Below are 15,775 nucleotides of genomic sequence, written 5' to 3'. Positions count from 1 at the left end.
GCAGGACCGCCCTTTTCGCTTCATCCGGTTCGGTCGGATCAGACCGCCTTTTCCAGATAATATTTCGGCGCATGTTCGTTGAGGATCTGGAGGATCTTCGCCTGCGCGGTCTTTTCGTCGCTTTCTTCCATCGCGGCGAGTTCGCGCGCGAGGCGGCTCGACGCCGCTTCGAAGATCTGGCGTTCCGAATAGCTCTGCTCCGGCTGGTCGTCGGCGCGGAACAGGTCGCGGGTCACTTCGGCGATCGACACGAGGTCGCCCGAATTGATCTTGGCTTCATATTCCTGCGCGCGGCGCGACCACATGGTGCGCTTCACCTTCGGCTTGGTCGTCAGCACCTGAAGCGCTTCCTTCAGCGTCTTGTCCGACGACAGCTTGCGCATACCAACGCCTTCGGCCTTGTTGGTGGGAACGCGCAGCGTCATCTTCTCCTTTTCGAAGCGGAGAACATAAAGTTCCAGCTGCATACCGGCGATTTCGGACTTCTGCAGTTCGATGACGCGCCCCACGCCATGCTTTGGATAAACAACATAATCCCCGACTTCGAAGACGAGCGTGTTTGCGGACATGCAAGTTCCTTTCTTGGCCTTGCCGATGGACTGGGAAGCGCAGAAAGCCGGTCCTATCCTGCCTTGTGAAAGCGGCGGATCGGCGTTGTTGGGCGGCGCTAGCCAGTCAGAGTGACAAGGGATATGGCTCCATCAGGACGCCCACAGCTCCCCTTGCACCCGGCGGGCAGAGGCAAACTGTCGATGCGTTGATATTTATTATAACAGATTCGCAACAAAATTGCCACCCCTGTCGCGGAATTCCGCGGGTTGGCACCTTGACGGGCTCCCAGGCCCGTTTCAGGTTGCAACGAAACGATGAGATAGGATGTCGATATGCAGGATCAAGTGTGGTGGGTCACCGGGGCGTCGTCGGGGATCGGTGCGGCGCTGGCGAAGGGGCTCGCGGCGCGCGGCGCGCGGCTGATTCTCTCGGGCCGCAATATCGCCGCGCTCGAAGCGGTCGCAAGGGAGATCGGCCCGGGAACGATGATCCTGCCGTTCGAGGCGACCGACTATGCCGCGCTGCCAACCTTGGTCGACGAGGCCTGGGACTGGTGCGGACGGATCGACGGGCTCGTCAACAACGCCGGCATTTCGCAGCGCAGCCTGGCGGTCGATACCGATTTCGCAGTCTATCAGAAGATCGTCGACGTCGACCTGCTCGCGCCGATCGCCCTCACCCAGCAGCTATTGCCGCGCATGATCGCCGCAGGCGGAGGGCAGATTGTCGCCATATCCAGCGTCGCGGGCATCGCGGGCGTGCCGCTCCGCAGCGCCTATTGCGCCGCCAAGCACGGCCTGATCGGCTATCACGACAGCGTTCGCGCCGAGAATGAGCATCTCGGCCTGAAGGTGCTCGTCGTCGCACCGGGATCGGTCGCGACAGATGTCAGCCGCAACGCGCTGAACGCCGACGGTAGCGTGCGCGGCGAAAGCGACGCGGCGATAGAGAACGGTCTCTCGCCCGATTTCGCCGCGGAGAAGATCCTCGATGCGGTCGAGGCGGGGACGCGCGAACTGGTCGTCGCCGGGGGCGCCGAGACGGCGGTTGCGGAACTCCGCCGTAGCAATCCCGATGCCCTGTTCGACCGGATGAGTGCGATGGTGCAGGCCGGCTATGCGCAGCAAATGAAGGCTACGTCGGCGTCCTGAACCCGCCGTTCCGGCCAGTTCGGGCCGCAAGCGCTCCCGCCACCACCGATCCTATTGTCGCCTCATGACATAATCGATCCTGATCCGGACCCAGCTGCCGACCAGCAGCTTGCCGCCGAGCCGCGGGGGCCGCACCTTGAACTGCCACGCTGCGGCGAGCACGGCGCGATTGATTTGCGACCCGGTCGGATATTCGTCCAGCCCGACGCAATCTTCGACGCGGTAATCGGGGGCGGTGCGGCAAGCGATCAGGCCCCAGCCAGGCCCGCTGGCGGTGGACAGATAGCCGCGCAGCTCGTCGTCGCTCGGCTGGCGATACCAGGTCGCCGCATAGAGCGGCTCGCCATTGGGCGCCGTTCCGACGCGTTCCGAATCGCGGAACGACGAGGATGAACCGCCGGTGTTGGGCGGCCCATATGTGCCTGGGCGAAGGACGGGGCGGGCAATCGCCGGCGACGGCTGTTGCACGACAGGCGCGGGACTCGGCGGCGCGGGCACAGGCTGAACGGACGGCAGCGGCTGCGGTTCGCTGGGCTTGGTTGGCGGGGTTTCGTCGGCCTGCGGCTTCGGCTCGGGCTGCTTCTCGCTCCGCTCGGCCTTCGCGGCGCTCGGTTCGGGCGCCTCGTCGGCAATCTCGCTGGCCTCAAGGCTCACCATGCTGACGCGTTCGGTTTGGGAGTCGGGTTTCCCCACCGAGCCGAAGGTAAGCAGCATGAGCAACAGCAGCGCCGAAATCAGGACGGCGAGACTTATGGCGAGCGCGCGGCGCCCCACCCCGATGTTGAGCTGTTCGACGTAGGGCGTGACTGGACCAGGGTGCAGCAGAAAATATCTTCGGTGACGGTGCGCGCTTGTGAGAGCGCCGGGGCAAGGGCCACGGAGGGATAGGCGCGCGCCCGACCATTGACAAGCGCGGGTTGGCCGTCGCGGAACTCGCATGAAAAAGCCCCGCCGGATCGCTCCGGCGGGGCCTTTCTTTTGCCCGCAGGCGGCGCGGATCAGACCGCGCCGTGCGCCAGCGCCGCGAGGAGCAGGATCGCCACGATGTTGGTGATCTTGATCATCGGGTTGACCGCCGGGCCCGCGGTATCCTTGTACGGATCGCCCACGGTGTCGCCGGTCACCGCAGCCTTATGGGCTTCGCTGCCCTTGCCGCCGTGGTTGCCGTCTTCGATATATTTCTTGGCATTGTCCCATGCGCCGCCGCCCGAGGTCATCGAGATGGCGACGAACAGCCCGCCGACGATCACGCCGAGCAGAAGCGCACCGAGCGCCTCGAGCGCCGCGGCCGGACCGGCCACGCCGCGGATCACCAGGAACACCACGATCGGCGCGAGCACCGGCAGCAGCGACGGGACGATCATTTCCTTGATCGCCGCCTTGGTAACGAGGTCGACCGTGCGCGCATAGTCGGGCTTGCTCTCATAGGTCATAATGCCGGGGTTGTTCTTGAACTGGTCGCGAACATCCTTGACGACCTCACCCGCCGCGCGGCCGACCGCGGTCATGCCAAACGCACCGAAGAGGTATGGCAACAACGCGCCGAGCAGCAGCCCGACGATGACATAGGGCGACGACAGCGAAAAAGTCAGCGGCTCGGTCAACCCGAGTTTCGCTGAATATTCGGTGATGTCGGCGGTATAGGTGCCGAACAGCACCAGCGCCGCCAGACCCGCCGACCCGATGGCATAACCTTTCGTAACCGCCTTAGTCGTGTTGCCCACCGCGTCGAGCAGGTCGGTCTTTTCACGCACCGAATCGTCGAGGCCCGCCATTTCGGCAATGCCACCGGCATTGTCGGTGACCGGGCCGTAAGCGTCGAGCGCGACGACCATGCCGGCCAGCGCGAGCATTGCGGTCGCGGCGAACGCGATGCCGACGATGCCGGCGATCTGGAACGCGGCGATGATGCCGGCGCAGATGACGAGCGTCGGCGCGGCGGTCGATTCGAGGCTGATAGCCAGACCCTGAATGACGTTGGTGCCGTGGCCGGTTTCCGACGCCTTGGCGATCGACCGCACCGGGCGATAATTGGTACCGGTGTAATATTCGGTGATCCAGATGATCAGACCGGTGATGACGAGCCCGAGCAGCGAACACAGGAAGAGATCCATGCCGTTGAAGGTCTGGCCCGTCACATCGGTATTCATGTCGCCCTTCAGCACATAGCTGGTCGAGAACCAGATCGCGGGGACCGACAGAACCGCGGTGACGAGGAAGCCCTTGTACATCGCGCCCATGACATTCTTTCCGCCGCCGAGGCGGACGAAATAGGTGCCGATGATCGAGGTGATGATGCAGACGCCGCCCATCAGCAGCGGCAGGCTCATCAGCGGCAGCAGCATGTCGCCTGCGCTCTTCAGCAGCAGCGCGATCAGCACCATGGTGGCGCCGACGGTGACGACATAGGTTTCGAACAGGTCGGCCGCCATGCCGGCGCAGTCGCCGACATTGTCGCCGACGTTATCGGCAATCACCGCGGGGTTGCGCGGATCGTCTTCGGGAATTCCGGCCTCGACCTTGCCGACAAGGTCAGCGCCGACGTCGGCGGCCTTGGTGAAGATACCGCCGCCAAGACGCGCGAAGATCGAGATGAGCGAAGCGCCGAACGCCAGCGCGACGAGCGCGTCGACGACGGTGCGGTCATCGCCGCCGACGGTGTAACCGCCGGGGCCAATCAGGTACCAGAAGAAGACCGAGATCGCGAGCAGCGCAAGGCCCGCCACCAGCAGGCCGGTGATCGCGCCGGCGCGGAACGCCATGGTCAGGCCCGCCTGCAGCCCGGTCTGCGCCGCGGCGGCGGTACGGACGTTCGACTTGACCGAAATATTCATGCCGACGAAGCCCGCGACACCCGACAGGACGGCGCCGATGACGAAACCCGTCGCCGAAATCGGACCGAGGAAAAACCCGACCAGAATGGCGACAACGACGCCGACGATGGCGATGGTGCGATATTGGCGGCCGAGATAGGCCTTCGCGCCTTCCTGGATGGCGGCGGCGATTTCCTGCATTTTCTCATTACCCGCCGAGGCGCCGAGCACCTGCCGCGAGGTAATGAACCCATAGAGCACGGCCAACAGGCCACACCCTATCGCGATCAAAACCGGATTCATGCGTGTCTATTCCTTCCCCATTGAGAAGGGCGAACGCAGGATAGCAGTCGAACGTCCGACTTATTGATGCCGGCTCGCTCTCTCCCCTGATGCGACCGCCCCAAATTTGGACGGGCGAGTTATGGGAAGAAAGAAAGCCGAGGGCAAGCCCGGTTTTTCGGCAATTTTCTGTATGTTTTGGGCCTAATGTGTGAAACCGAGACGCTCGGGCAGTACGATCCGCTGCGCCTTGTGAATCAGGGTAAGCCCCTCGCCGACCCCTGCATGGCCCACCGGCGTCAGCGCGATTCCCAACCCTGCACCGATCTCGCGGATCGCCACCGCTTCGCCCGGATCGGCCGCGAACAGCAGCTGGTAGTCATCGCCCGCGGTCGCCGCCGCGAGCCGCGTGTCGAGCACATCGGGACGTACCGCTAGCAACGCCGCCGACAACGGCACCGCCTCCAGCATCAGCGTGATGTCGCACCCGCTGGCGCGCGCCATGCGGTCGGCATCGATCAGCAGGCCGTCGGACACGTCCATCATCGCGTGGACGTGCCGCACCAGCGCCTGACCGAGCGTGAGCTGCGGCTGCGGGCGGCGGTAGGCCGCAAGGCACGTTTCGTTCGGGTCGACCTCGCCCAGCCGCATCGCTAGGCCGACGCCGGCATTGCCGATCGAACCGCTGACCCAGATCTGATCACCCGGACGCACGCCGCTGCGCGCCGGAACGCCGTCGGGCGATGCGCGGCCGATCGCTGTCAGGCTGAAGCTGCGTGGAGCGCCGCCGGGCACGCGAACCGTATCGCCGCCGAGCAGCGCGGCGCCATAGCGGCGGAGTACGCTCTCGAGGCCCGCCGCGAATTCGGCGTCCCAGTTCTCATCGCCGGTCAGGCTGTAGCCGAGCAACACGCCCACTGGCGCGGCGCCCTTCGCGGCAAGGTCGGAGAGATTCACCGCGACCAGCTTCCATGCGACATCCTGCGGACCGTCGTCGGGCAGGAAATGAACGCCCTCGACGATCATGTCGTGCGTGAGAACGAGGTCGCCAAGCAGCGCGGCATCGTCATCGAGCCCGCGCGCGGCGGGGTCGGTTGCGATGGTACGCAGGCGAGCAATGAAATCGGCTTCGCTCATTACGAAAAGCCTAGCGAATACCGTAGCCGTATAAAAGATACCGAACGATCCTCCCTGTCGCGAAGCGATGGGGAGAATTTCAGCTAATTGGCCCGCACATCCTTGCCGATCGCATCGAGCAGGCCGTTGGCAAATCCCGCCTCGCGCCCGTCGAAAAAGGCCTTCGCCACATCGACATATTCGCTGACGACCGCGCCGACCGGCACATCGCCGCGCGCCAGCAGTTCATAAGCACCCGCGCGCAGGATCGCCTTCATCGTGCGGTCGAGCCGGTCCATCGTCCAGCCGCTCGCGAGTCTGGCGGTGATCGCCGCGTCGATCTCCTCCGCCCGCGCGAGCGCGCCCTTCACGATATCGTCGAAGAAGGCGACGTCGGCGTCGGCATATTCGGCGCCCTCGATGGTCGCGCCGATCCGGTGCTGGTGGAATTCATGGATGAGCTGGGCGACCGGCGTGCCTTCCATCTCGTGCTGATAAAGCGCCTGCACGGCAGCAAGGCGAGCGGCGGAGCGGGACTGGGCGCGTTTGTTCATGGTGGTTCTACTTCAGTCTGTTCTGGACGCTGAGCGCGTGCGCGGGAAGCCCCTCGGCACCCGCGAGCGCGACGGCAGCGGGGCCGATCGCGGCGAGGCTTGCTTCGTCGAGCGCGAGGAAGCTGGTGCGCTTCATGAAGTCGGTGACCGACAGCCCGCTCGAAAAGCGCGCGCGGCGTCCGGTGGGGAGAACGTGGTTAGGGCCGGCAACATAGTCGCCGATGGCCTCGGGGGTCTGGCGGCCGAGGAAGACCGAGCCCGCATGGCGCACCTTGGCGAAGAGCGCATCGGCCTCGGCCGGATCGACCGCGAGTTCGAGATGTTCGGGCGCCAGTCGGTCGCAGAGCGGGATCGCGTCGGCCAGCGTCGGCACGACGATCACCGCGCCATTGTCGGCCCAGCTCGCCTGCATCGTCGATGCTGTGTTCAGCGTCGGAATGACGTGCGCGACCGCCGCCGCGACGGCATCGGCGAAATTGCCATCGTCGGTGAACAGGATCGACTGGCTCGTCGGATCATGCTCGGCCTGGCTCAGCAGGTCTGCGGCGATGACATGCGGTTCGTTCTTGTTGTCGGCCACGACGACGATCTCGCTCGGCCCGGCGACCATATCGATACCGACCACGCCATAGACCTGCCGTTTCGCCTCGGCGACCCAGGCGTTGCCGGGGCCGGTCACGACGTCCACGGGCGCGATCCTGCTGGTGCCATAGGCAAGCGCCGCAACCGCCTGCGCCCCGCCGACGCGCCATATCTCATCGACCCCGCCTATATGCGCCGCGGCCATCACGACCGGATTGGTCTCGCCACCCGGCGTCGGCGTCATCATCACGATGCGCTCGACCCCGGCGACCTTCGCGGGGAGGATATTCATCAGCACCGACGAGGGATAAGCCGCACGCCCGCCGGGGACATAAACGCCCGCCGCATCGACCGCACGCCAACGCGCGCCCAAACGCGCCCCGGTCGCATCGCGGTAGTCGCGATCCTCGGGAAGCTGGGCGGCATGATAGGCGCGAATACGCGCCGCCGCGAGGTCGAGGGCATCGCGCAGCTCGGGAGCAAGCGCGTCGTAGGCGGCCGCACATTCCTCCTTCGAAATGCTCCAGCCGCGGGTTTCCAGATCGAAGCGATCGAACCTGGCGGTATAGTCGGCGAGCGCGACGTCGCCCTCGGCCTTCACGCGCGCAATGATCGCCGCGACGTCGGTCGACACATCGGAGTCGCTCTCGCGCCGGTCGTTGACCAGCGCGTCGAACTCCGCGGCGAAGCCGGGGTCGGACGCGTCAAGCCGCCGCATTGCCCACGGCCTCGCGGAATTTCTCGACCAGCGCGGGCACTTCGGCCGAGCGCAGCTTGAACGCCGCGCGATTGACGATCAGCCGCGCCGAAACCTCGCTGATGATCTGCTGCTCGGCGAGGGCGTTTTCGACCAGCGTCCGTCCGGTCGAAACAAGATCGACGATGTGCGAGGCGAGCCCCAGCTTCGGCGCGATCTCCATCGCGCCATTGAGCTTGATGCACTCGGCCTGGATCCCCTGCCCCTCGAACCAGCGGCGCGTCGTCGCGGGATATTTGGTCGCGACGCGGATGTGGCTCTCACCGATGCCGGGAGGCGCGCTGTCTGCGGGTCCCGCAAGCGACAGCCGGCAATGCCCGATGCCAAGGTCGACCGGCGCATAAAGCTCCGAATAGTCGAACTCGTCGACGACGTCCGACCCGACGATGCCGAGTTGCGCGGCGCCATGCGCGACGAAGGTTGCGACGTCGAACGCGCGCACGCGGATCAGCGAGATATGCGGCTGGTTCGTGCCGAACACGAGCGCGCGGCTGCTCTTGTCGAAAAAGTCCGCTGCCGGCTCGATCCCGACACGCGCGAGCAAGGGCAGCGCCTCGTCGAGGATGCGCCCCTTGGGGATGGCAAAGATGATCGGTTCGGGCATAAGCGCCGTGCCTTTAGGCGGCGAGAGGAGAAAGGGCAATGAGCGAGCGCTACCAACTGGTCGACATGGCCGAGACGGGGCCCGCGGCGGTGCGCACCGCCTTTGCGAATCAAGTCGCCTATTGCCGGGCCAACGACGCGCGAGTCACCGCGCGGATCGTCGCCGCGCTCGCGACCTTGCTCGACAAGCCCGCGACCGAATTCGCGCGGCGGATCGCCGATTGGCAAGGCCCCCCACTCGCCGACGCCCTGCCGCTGCGCGCCGCCGGCGGACTCCATGCGCTGCATCTGTCGGGCAAGTCGCCCGCGCTCGCCCCGATCTACGCCGACGCCGACGACATCAACGACGCAGCCGTCGTCGCGGGGGTCGTGGCGGGCCACGAGGCGGCGCTGCTCCCGTGGCTCGACGGGCCGCCACAGACCAATGAGGCGGGCCGTTCGTCGAATTTCATCGCCGCGATGCTGTGGCTGACCGACCAGGGGTTGCCGCCGCATTTCGATTGCCTCGAAATCGGGTCGAGCGCCGGCATCAACCTGATGATCGACCGCTATCACTACGACCTTGGCGGGGTGCAGGTCGGCCCCGAGCCAGGAGTCATGGCCTTCACCCCCGAATGGCGCGGGAGCCACCCGCCGCAGCACAAGATCGACTTTGCCGGACTGAAAGGGTGCGACGTCGGGCGGGTGGACCTCACCGATCCGGCACAGGCGCTGCGCCTCAAGGCCTATATCTGGCCCGAACATGCGATCCGTTTCCAGCGCATCGAGGCCGCGATCGCGGCAGCGCGCGCGAAGAAACCGAACCTCGTCCACGCCAACGCCGCCGATTTCGTCGAGGCGGAGCTTCGCAAGCCGCAGGCGAAGGGGACGACGCGCGTGCTGATGCACTCGATCGTCTGGCAATATGTCCCCGAGGACCAGCAGATGCGCGTGACGACCGCGATGGAAGAGGCCGGCGCCGAGGCGACCGCCGATCGGCCGCTGGCGTGGATCGCGCTCGAAGCCAACCGTACCGTGCATCAACACGAACTCGTCGTCCGCTACTGGCCCGGCGGCGAAGCGGCGAAGATGCTTGGCCGCGCGCACGCCCATGGCGCGTGGGTCGAGTGGGCGGCCGCCTAAAGCCGCGCTTCGAGCTGCGCGAGCATCGCCTGCACCGGGGTGACCGCGACCGGTGTTTCCCAACCGGCCTCCAGCGCGGCGATCCGCTCGAACAGCCGTTCGCTCGCGGCGACGATCCGGCGCAGCGGCATTGCGAAACGCGCACAGACCTCCCAGTCGGCCGCAACCGGCTCGCCAATCCGCGCCGCGCTGTCACCCGCCCCCGCACCGGGATCGCCCGCGATCATCGCGCGGCGATGGAGCAGCCAGGCGACGATGTGCATCAGCCGCGTCGTCGTCTTGAGTGATTCGCACGCAAGGCTGACCTGCAGAAGGGCGTCGCCACCGACGGCACCGAGGTCGCGTTCGGCCGCAAAGGCCGCGTGCGCCTCGTCGGCGAGCAGCATCGCCTCGACATAGAGATTCTCGACCTGCGCGCGGTGAACCGGCAGCCCGATCGCGATACCGTTTGTTGGGTCCGTCGCCATGGCCGCGGAGATGACACGTTCACCGCTGTGGCGGCAACGATGGTAACCATGAAAAATCGAACCGCCAACGTCCCGTTTTGAATCAGGGGCCTTGAAGCGGAACCGTTCCCGTCAGGCGATGATGTCGGGAATGATCTGATCCTCGCACCACGAGATCTCGTCGCGCAGGCGCAGCTTGCGTTTCTTCATCCGCGCGAGCTGGAGCTGGTCTGGCACCGTCGCCTCGCCAAGGGCGATGATCGCCGCGTCGAGATCGCGATGCTCGAGGCGAAGCAGTTCCAGGCGCTGGGTAATTTCTTCGGCGTTCACACCTGCCTCCTGCCACGATAGCGAGCGGTCCGCAACGGGCTGTCCGGGCCGCCTACCGGCTGGCCGAATCGGCACGACAAAGGGTGCGATTCGTGATTTACTCGGCGCCCCCAACCGAGTCGAAGGAGAATGGCCAATGAGCATCTCGCATCTTTCCGCCCTGAAGTCCCGCCACGCGGACCTCGACGCGAAAATTGCGAATGAAGAGCGCCGTCCTTGCCCTGATACGGGACTATTGGCGCAGTTGAAGAAGCAGAAGCTGAGGCTCAAGGAAGAAATGGCCGCGACCGCCTGACCGTCGCACGACCGCTACCGCCCGCTGGTGCTTCCCCTCGCGGAGCGCATCAGCGTCGGCGGTAGAAGGGGCCCTTGTTCAGCGCCGACAGATGCGGCGGAACTTCCGATTTCTGGACAACCTGACGCCGAACCGCCTGCGGATCGACCTGGCGGTCGAACGCGATCCCGAACTTGCCCTCGCCGACCCAGACGATTCGCCCTGGAACCGGGCCAATGTTGCGTAGTTCCACCTCGATCGCCGCCCCTTGGGCAAGCCCGCGAAACATAGCTTCGGCAAGCATCCCCCCAGCGGACAGATTGCGAACGCGAACGACAAGCGGCGCGGCCTGTCCGGGAATCAGGACATGCGCCTGCAGGAACAGGCTGTCCCGGTCGGCACTGCGCGACAGCGCCGCCACCTCTTCATCCACCGATAGTGGTTCACGCGATTCCATTGCGACCTTTTCCCCGCGCTGAGTGTCAGGCGGCGAATCTAGGTCGCAGCGATTGCGGAAACGTAAATGCCGCCGACTTTGTCCCGGCGAGGATCAGTCTTCGCGCGAGATGCGTTCGTTGCGCTCGTGACGCTCCTGCGCCTCGAGCGTCATCGTCGCGATGGGGCGCGCCTGAAGCCGCGCGAGCGAGATCGGCTCGCCGGTCACCGCGCAATAGCCATATTCGCCTTCGTCGATGCGCCGGATCGCCGAATCGATCTTCGCGATCAGCTTGCGCTGGCGGTCGCGGGTGCGCAGCTCGATCGCCCAGTCGGTCTCGCTCGACGCGCGGTCAGCAAGGTCGGGTTCGCGAAGCGGCCCGTCCTGCAACTGCGCCAGGGTCGATTCGGATTCGGAGAGGATCGACTTTTTCCATGCGAGCAGCAGGCCACGGAAATACTCCTGCTGCCGCTCATTCATAAACTCTTCGTCTTCGCTGGGAACATAATCCGAATCGAGGTTCGATTTGGCTTCGCGAAGCGCGTCGGCGCCAACATCGGCGATCTGGGTTGGCATAAAGGGCTTTTCGCGTCCTTTCGTGTCGCCGTCCGCCCGGAACGGACGGAACGGGGAATGCGCCGCGCCTATAACCAGCCGCCGGTTGCGACACAAGCGCCGAAGCAGCCGCTAAGCATTTGGCGGTGAAGCAAAGCTGAACCGGCCACGGCGCGACTGGCGAGACTTAACTTCGTCATGGGTTCGAATTTGTCCAATAGGGCCGATTCGAAGTCATTTACGTTCTGATTTGGGACAGTTATGCTATTCGGGGTTGATTCCGGGGGGCAAATCCCGCTGTCGGACAGGCAAACGCGGTTAACGCAATTGCCGCGTTCACAAAGCTTTGGCCTTTTGCGTCCAGTGGAGGGCACGGCGGCGAAGCGTCGGACACCCGCAACGGGAAAGAGAGAAGTCTATGTCGGTTCGAATGGCCCTCGCCAAACTATGTGCTTGCACCTGCGGCGGTGCGATCATTGGCAGCGGCGCGATGCAGATCGCCGACGTCCCGGCGGCACGCGCCCAATCGGCGAAGCCCTGCACCCCCTGCGGCGGCGCCAAGAAGGTCGTTCGCAAGCGCCATGCCGCGAAAAAGCCGGTGAAGCGCATCCGCCGCGTCGTCACGACGAAGCGTGTGATCCGCACCGCAACTCCGCAGCAGCAGGTCGTGACCCAGACGATCCCCCTGCCCCCGATTCCCTATGCGCCCTTCCCGCAGCGCGGATGGGAAGGTGGCGGCAGCGGCGGCGGTGTGACAGTGATCGGCGGCGGCTTCGGCGGCGGTTTCGGCGGCGGCTTCTTTGGCGGCTTCTTTGGGGGCAGCAGCAGCGGCGGGGGCGGCAGCGTGGTTGTCACCTCGACGACGACCGGCGGCATCACCTCGAGCACCAGCTCGACCTCGGGCGGCGTATCCACCTCGACCGGCGGGGTTTCCACCTCGACGTCGAGCTCCTCGGGCAATGTGTCGACGTCGACCGGCGGGGTTTCGACCTCGACGTCGACGGGCGGCGTCAGCACTTCAACGGGCGGCGTTTCCACCTCGACCGGCGGGGTCAGCACTTCCTCGGGCAACGTCTCGACCTCGTCGGGCAATGTCAGCACCTCGTCGGGCAATGTCAGCACCTCGTCGGGCAATGTGTCGACCTCGACCGGCGGCATCAGCAGCACCTCGTCGAGCAGCAGTTCGTCGTCGAGTTCGTCTTCTTCCTCCTCGTCTTCGTCGTCGAGCTCGTCGTCCTCGGGCGGCGGCAGCTCGTCGAAGGGCGGTTCGTCACACGGTTCGTCGGGCTGGGGCAGCTCGTCGAAGGGCGGTTCGTCGCATGGTTCCTCGGGCTGGGGCAGCTCGTCGAGGGGTGGCAGCAGTTCAGGCGGTTCGAGCAGCAGCTCGGGTGGTTCGAGCAGCAGCAGTTCGGGCGGTTCGGGAAGCAGTTCGTCGTCGAGCAGTTCCTCCTCGTCATCCTCGTCCAGCAGCAGCTCATCGGGCGGTGCGACCTCGTCGGGCGCGACGAGCACCAGCAGCAGCTTCGGCGGCACGAGCACCAGCACCGGGTCCTCGTCGTCGAGCAGCAGTTCCTCTTCGAGCTCGTCTTCCTCGTCGTCGAGTTCGGGCGGCAGCACCAGCAGCTCGTCGGGCGATCCGACCCCGGTGCCGGCCCCGCCGATGATCCTGCTCTTCGGCGCCGCGGCCGCCGCGCTCGTCGCGCGCCGCCGCGCCGCGAACCGCAACGACGACGAGTCGAACGCGGCATAACCGAATCCACTGGCGGTCGAGGGGGCTAACCCGACCACCTAACTGGGGGCCGCCCGCAAGGACGGCCCTCTTTTCATGTGGCGCGCATTTTCAGTTTGCCAATCGGCAAACTATCTATAAAGTTCGCCACATGGTGAACCAATCATCCGCTCTCGACTCGGTCTTTCACGCACTCGCCGACCCGACGCGCCGTGCTGTGATCGGCCGCCTGCTGAGCGGCGCGGCGCCCGTGAAGCGGCTCGCCGAGCCCTTCGACATGGGCCTCCCTGCCTTTTTGAAGCATCTGGCGGTGCTGGAGGGCTCCGGGCTCATTCGCTCGGCGAAGCAGGGCCGCGTGCGCACCTGCCACCTGAACGAAGCCCGGCTCGCCGAGGCGGAAGGCTGGCTCTCCGAACAGCGGGCCGTCTGGCAGGCGCGCACCGACCGGCTGGCGGCATTCGTTGAAGCGCAACATCCTCAGGAGCAACGCAGGTGACAAACGGAACCGAGCTGACCATCTCCCGCCTGATCAAGGCGCCGCCGTCGGCGGTCTGGAACGCCTGGAGCGCGCCCGAAAATCTTGAGAAATGGTGGATTCCCGCACCGATCGAATGCCGCGTCGACACGCTCGAGCTCCGTCCCGGCGGCGGTTTCGTGACCCGCATGCGCGAGCAAGGCGCCACCGATTTCCAGCCGCATGTCGACGGCTGCTTCCTCGAAGCGGTCCCCGAGCAGAGGCTGGTCTTCACGACCGTCCTGACCGCAGGCTGGCAGCCCGTCGAACCGTGGCTCGCCATCACCGCGATCCTTACCTTCGAACCGAAGGACGGCGGCACACTCTATGCGGCGCGGGTGCTCCACAAGAGCCCCGAGGATAGCGCGAAGCATGACGAGATGGGCTTCCACGAAGGCTGGGGCACGGCGATCGGTCAGCTCGCCAGGCTGATCGAACCATAGCCCTCCCCGTCGCGCAGCGATGGAGAGGCGGCAGCGCGAAGCGCTGACGGAGGGGCCATGAAGCAACGTTGCAGCCCCTCCACCATCGCCTGCGCCGGCGGTCCCCCTCCCATGCCTGCGGCACTGGGAGGATCAAGGCTTGCACCGCTCGCCCCGCGCCGCCATAGCGCGGCGCATGCACGATATCCGCCTGATCCGGGAAAATCCCGCAGCCTTCGACGCCGGCCTCGCGCGCCGCGGTCTCGCCCCCCTCTCTACGCAGATCGTGGCGGCGGACGCATCGCTGCGCGCGCTTCAGACCGAGATTCAGGGCGCTCTCGCACGTCGCAACGAAGCCTCGAAGCTGATCGGTCAGGCAATGGCACAAGGCGACAAGGACAAGGCCGAGGCGCTGAAGGCCGAGGTCGCCGAACTCAAGACGACCCTTCCCGCGAAGGAAGAGGCAGAGCGCGATCAAGTCGCTGCCTTGCAGGACATGTTGGCCGCGCTGCCGAACATTCCCGCCGCCGACGTGCCGGATGGCGAGGACGAAGGCGGCAATGTCGAAATTTCGCGTTGGGGCACCCCGCGCGTCTTCGACTTCACTCCGCAGGAACATGCCGATTTCGCGCCCGCGCTCGGCCTCGATTTCGAGACCGCGGCCAAGATGTCGGGCGCCCGCTTCGCCTTTTTGAAGGGTCAGATGGCCCGGCTCGAACGCGCGCTCGGCCAGTTCATGCTCGATATGCAGACCGGCGAGCCCGGCTATGTCGAATGCGCGACCCCGCTGATGGTCCGCGACGAGGCGGCGTTCGGGACGACGCAGCTCCCGAAGTTCCGCGAGGACCTGTTTCAGACCACCGACGGGCGGTGGCTCATCTCGACGTCCGAGATGAGCCTGACCAACGCGGTGCGCGAGGAAATCCTGTCCGAGGCCGAGCTGCCGATCCGCATGACCGCCCTCACCCCCTGTTTCCGCTCCGAGGCGGGGTCGGCGGGCCGCGACACGCGCGGCTATATCCGCCAGCACCAGTTCTGGAAGGTCGAGCTTGTCTCGATCGTCCGTCCGGAGGACAGCGACGCCGAACTCGAACGCAAGACAAGGGCGGCCGAGAAGATATTGGAAGAACTTGGACTTCCCTATCGCAAGATGCTGCTCTGCGCAGGCGACATGGGCTTCGCCGCGCGCAAGACCTATGACCTCGAAGTGTGGCTTCCCGGTCAGGATAGCTATCGCGAGATTTCGAGCTGTTCGAACTGCGGCGATTTTCAGGCGCGCCGCATGAATACGCGCTTCCGCCGCGAAGACGCCAAGGGCAACGAGTTCGTCCACACGCTGAACGGCTCGGGGCTTGCCGTGGGGCGGACGCTGGTGGCGATCCTCGAGAATTATCAGCAGGCCGATGGCAGCGTCGATATTCCGGCGGCGCTGCTGCCGTATATGGGCGGCCTCACCAAGCTGACGCCCGCGTCCTGAACTCGTCACCCCGGACTTGATCCGGGATCCACGACGCCGACGCAAATGGATCGCGGATCA

The 15,775-nt window shown here is 65.7% G+C and carries 18 protein-coding genes; 6 read left to right on the top strand and 12 right to left on the bottom strand.

The annotated features are described in order from the left end of the window. Window positions 1–38: 38 nt before the first annotated feature. Window positions 39–569, bottom strand: coding sequence for a CarD family transcriptional regulator (locus QOL68_RS14735; protein ID WP_058454935.1), 531 nt, complete (start codon window positions 567–569; stop codon window positions 39–41). Window positions 570–884: 315 nt separating this feature from the next. Here QOL68_RS14735 and QOL68_RS14730 point away from each other — a divergent pair, with 315 nt between their 5' ends. Further along, on the top strand, window positions 885–1,703 hold the full coding sequence (locus QOL68_RS14730; protein WP_282949735.1) for an SDR family NAD(P)-dependent oxidoreductase: 819 nt from the start codon (window positions 885–887) through the stop codon (window positions 1,701–1,703). Window positions 1,704–1,754: 51 nt separating this feature from the next. On the opposite strand, the gene QOL68_RS14725 is transcribed toward QOL68_RS14730, so the two are convergent. The 6 genes from QOL68_RS14725 to hisG all read right to left on the bottom strand — a co-directional run bounded on the left by QOL68_RS14725 (window position 1,755) and on the right by hisG (window position 8,411). Then, the gene (locus tag QOL68_RS14725) at window positions 1,755–2,477 is read right to left on the bottom strand and encodes a hypothetical protein (RefSeq protein ID WP_282949736.1); all 723 of its coding nucleotides are present in this window, start codon (window positions 2,475–2,477) and stop codon (window positions 1,755–1,757) included. A 224-nt stretch (window positions 2,478–2,701) separates the two neighbouring features. Then, window positions 2,702–4,819 (bottom strand): sodium-translocating pyrophosphatase, encoded by a 2,118-nt coding sequence (locus QOL68_RS14720; protein WP_282949737.1) that lies wholly within the window; start codon window positions 4,817–4,819, stop codon window positions 2,702–2,704. 183 nt (window positions 4,820–5,002) lie between these two features. Further along, window positions 5,003–5,935 carry a thiamine-phosphate kinase gene (gene thiL / locus QOL68_RS14715; protein ID WP_282949738.1) on the bottom strand — a complete coding sequence of 311 codons (933 nt, stop codon included), beginning with the start codon at window positions 5,933–5,935 and terminating at the stop codon, window positions 5,003–5,005. An 83-nt stretch (window positions 5,936–6,018) separates the two neighbouring features. After that, entirely contained in the window at window positions 6,019–6,468 is a 450-nt protein-coding gene (gene nusB, locus QOL68_RS14710) for a transcription antitermination factor NusB (RefSeq protein WP_282949739.1), read from the bottom strand. 7 nt (window positions 6,469–6,475) lie between these two features. Continuing rightward, window positions 6,476–7,768, bottom strand: coding sequence for a histidinol dehydrogenase (gene hisD / locus QOL68_RS14705; protein ID WP_282949740.1), 1,293 nt, complete (start codon window positions 7,766–7,768; stop codon window positions 6,476–6,478). Beyond that, window positions 7,755–8,411 (bottom strand): ATP phosphoribosyltransferase, encoded by a 657-nt coding sequence (hisG, locus tag QOL68_RS14700; protein ID WP_058454941.1) that lies wholly within the window; start codon window positions 8,409–8,411, stop codon window positions 7,755–7,757. Before hisG ends, hisD begins: the two co-directional genes overlap by 14 nt. 38 nt (window positions 8,412–8,449) lie before the next feature. On the opposite strand from hisG, the gene QOL68_RS14695 reads away from it, so the two are divergent. Further along, window positions 8,450–9,532: a DUF2332 domain-containing protein gene (locus tag QOL68_RS14695; protein WP_058454942.1), complete on the top strand. Its 1,083-nt coding sequence runs from the start codon at window positions 8,450–8,452 to the stop codon at window positions 9,530–9,532. Here the strand turns inward: QOL68_RS14695 and QOL68_RS14690 are convergent. After that, window positions 9,529–9,999 carry a DUF1465 family protein gene (locus tag QOL68_RS14690; RefSeq protein WP_282949741.1) on the bottom strand — a complete coding sequence of 157 codons (471 nt, stop codon included), beginning with the start codon at window positions 9,997–9,999 and terminating at the stop codon, window positions 9,529–9,531. The genes QOL68_RS14695 and QOL68_RS14690 overlap by 4 nt on opposite strands. Window positions 10,000–10,110: 111 nt before the next feature. Further along, on the bottom strand, window positions 10,111–10,308 hold the full coding sequence (locus QOL68_RS14685) for a YdcH family protein (RefSeq protein ID WP_058454944.1): 198 nt from the start codon (window positions 10,306–10,308) through the stop codon (window positions 10,111–10,113). Window positions 10,309–10,444: 136 nt separating this feature from the next. On the opposite strand from QOL68_RS14685, the gene QOL68_RS14680 reads away from it, so the two are divergent. Beyond that, a complete protein-coding gene (locus QOL68_RS14680; protein ID WP_082657693.1) occupies window positions 10,445–10,603 on the top strand; it encodes a YdcH family protein in 159 nt (52 codons plus the stop codon). Window positions 10,604–10,652: 49 nt separating this feature from the next. On the opposite strand, the gene QOL68_RS14675 is transcribed toward QOL68_RS14680, so the two are convergent. The 3 genes from QOL68_RS14675 to QOL68_RS14665 form a co-directional block, all read right to left on the bottom strand. Beyond that, the gene (locus tag QOL68_RS14675) at window positions 10,653–11,039 is read right to left on the bottom strand and encodes a PilZ domain-containing protein (RefSeq protein WP_282949742.1); all 387 of its coding nucleotides are present in this window, start codon (window positions 11,037–11,039) and stop codon (window positions 10,653–10,655) included. 93 nt (window positions 11,040–11,132) lie between these two features. Then, window positions 11,133–11,594, bottom strand: a complete 462-nt coding sequence (gene dksA, locus QOL68_RS14670) for an RNA polymerase-binding protein DksA (RefSeq protein ID WP_058454946.1) — start codon at window positions 11,592–11,594, stop codon at window positions 11,133–11,135. Window positions 11,595–12,272: 678 nt separating this feature from the next. Further along, the gene (locus QOL68_RS14665) at window positions 12,273–13,361 is read right to left on the bottom strand and encodes a hypothetical protein (RefSeq protein WP_282949743.1); all 1,089 of its coding nucleotides are present in this window, start codon (window positions 13,359–13,361) and stop codon (window positions 12,273–12,275) included. A 92-nt stretch (window positions 13,362–13,453) separates the two neighbouring features. On the opposite strand from QOL68_RS14665, the gene QOL68_RS14660 reads away from it, so the two are divergent. The 3 genes from QOL68_RS14660 (at window position 13,454) to serS (ending at window position 15,715) form a co-directional block, all read left to right on the top strand. Next, window positions 13,454–13,798 carry an ArsR/SmtB family transcription factor gene (locus tag QOL68_RS14660; RefSeq protein WP_058455333.1) on the top strand — a complete coding sequence of 115 codons (345 nt, stop codon included), beginning with the start codon at window positions 13,454–13,456 and terminating at the stop codon, window positions 13,796–13,798. Further along, a complete protein-coding gene (locus QOL68_RS14655) occupies window positions 13,795–14,259 on the top strand; it encodes an SRPBCC domain-containing protein (protein WP_282949744.1) in 465 nt (154 codons plus the stop codon). The genes QOL68_RS14660 and QOL68_RS14655 overlap by 4 nt, the downstream gene beginning before the upstream one ends. Before the next feature lie 175 nt (window positions 14,260–14,434). Then, entirely contained in the window at window positions 14,435–15,715 is a 1,281-nt protein-coding gene (serS, locus tag QOL68_RS14650) for a serine--tRNA ligase (protein ID WP_282949745.1), read from the top strand. Window positions 15,716–15,775: the final 60 nt, after the last annotated feature.

The organism is Sphingopyxis sp. Geo25, assembly GCF_949769135.1.
Classification (GTDB): domain Bacteria; phylum Pseudomonadota; class Alphaproteobacteria; order Sphingomonadales; family Sphingomonadaceae; genus Sphingopyxis.
This window is presented reverse-complemented; position numbering and strand designations above follow the sequence as displayed.

Bases quoted from the DNA above. Each gene is read 5' to 3' on its own strand.
- nusB (WP_282949739.1), bottom strand. From the start codon at position 6,468: ATGAACAAACGCGCCCAGTCCCGCTCCGCCGCTCGCCTTGCTGCCGTG.
- QOL68_RS14730 (WP_282949735.1), top strand. From the start codon at position 885: ATGCAGGATCAAGTGTGGTGGGTCACCGGGGCGTCGTCGGGGATCGGT.
- QOL68_RS14680 (WP_082657693.1), top strand. From the start codon at position 10,445: ATGAGCATCTCGCATCTTTCCGCCCTGAAGTCCCGCCACGCGGACCTC.
- QOL68_RS14720 (WP_282949737.1), bottom strand. From the start codon at position 4,819: ATGAATCCGGTTTTGATCGCGATAGGGTGTGGCCTGTTGGCCGTGCTC.
- QOL68_RS14735 (WP_058454935.1), bottom strand. From the start codon at position 569: ATGTCCGCAAACACGCTCGTCTTCGAAGTCGGGGATTATGTTGTTTAT.
- QOL68_RS14690 (WP_282949741.1), bottom strand. From the start codon at position 9,999: ATGGCGACGGACCCAACAAACGGTATCGCGATCGGGCTGCCGGTTCAC.
- QOL68_RS14675 (WP_282949742.1), bottom strand. From the start codon at position 11,039: ATGGAATCGCGTGAACCACTATCGGTGGATGAAGAGGTGGCGGCGCTG.
- QOL68_RS14695 (WP_058454942.1), top strand. From the start codon at position 8,450: ATGAGCGAGCGCTACCAACTGGTCGACATGGCCGAGACGGGGCCCGCG.
- hisG (WP_058454941.1), bottom strand. From the start codon at position 8,411: ATGCCCGAACCGATCATCTTTGCCATCCCCAAGGGGCGCATCCTCGAC.
- thiL (WP_282949738.1), bottom strand. From the start codon at position 5,935: ATGAGCGAAGCCGATTTCATTGCTCGCCTGCGTACCATCGCAACCGAC.
- dksA (WP_058454946.1), bottom strand. From the start codon at position 11,594: ATGCCAACCCAGATCGCCGATGTTGGCGCCGACGCGCTTCGCGAAGCC.
- hisD (WP_282949740.1), bottom strand. From the start codon at position 7,768: ATGCGGCGGCTTGACGCGTCCGACCCCGGCTTCGCCGCGGAGTTCGAC.
- serS (WP_282949745.1), top strand. From the start codon at position 14,435: ATGCACGATATCCGCCTGATCCGGGAAAATCCCGCAGCCTTCGACGCC.
- QOL68_RS14660 (WP_058455333.1), top strand. From the start codon at position 13,454: ATGGTGAACCAATCATCCGCTCTCGACTCGGTCTTTCACGCACTCGCC.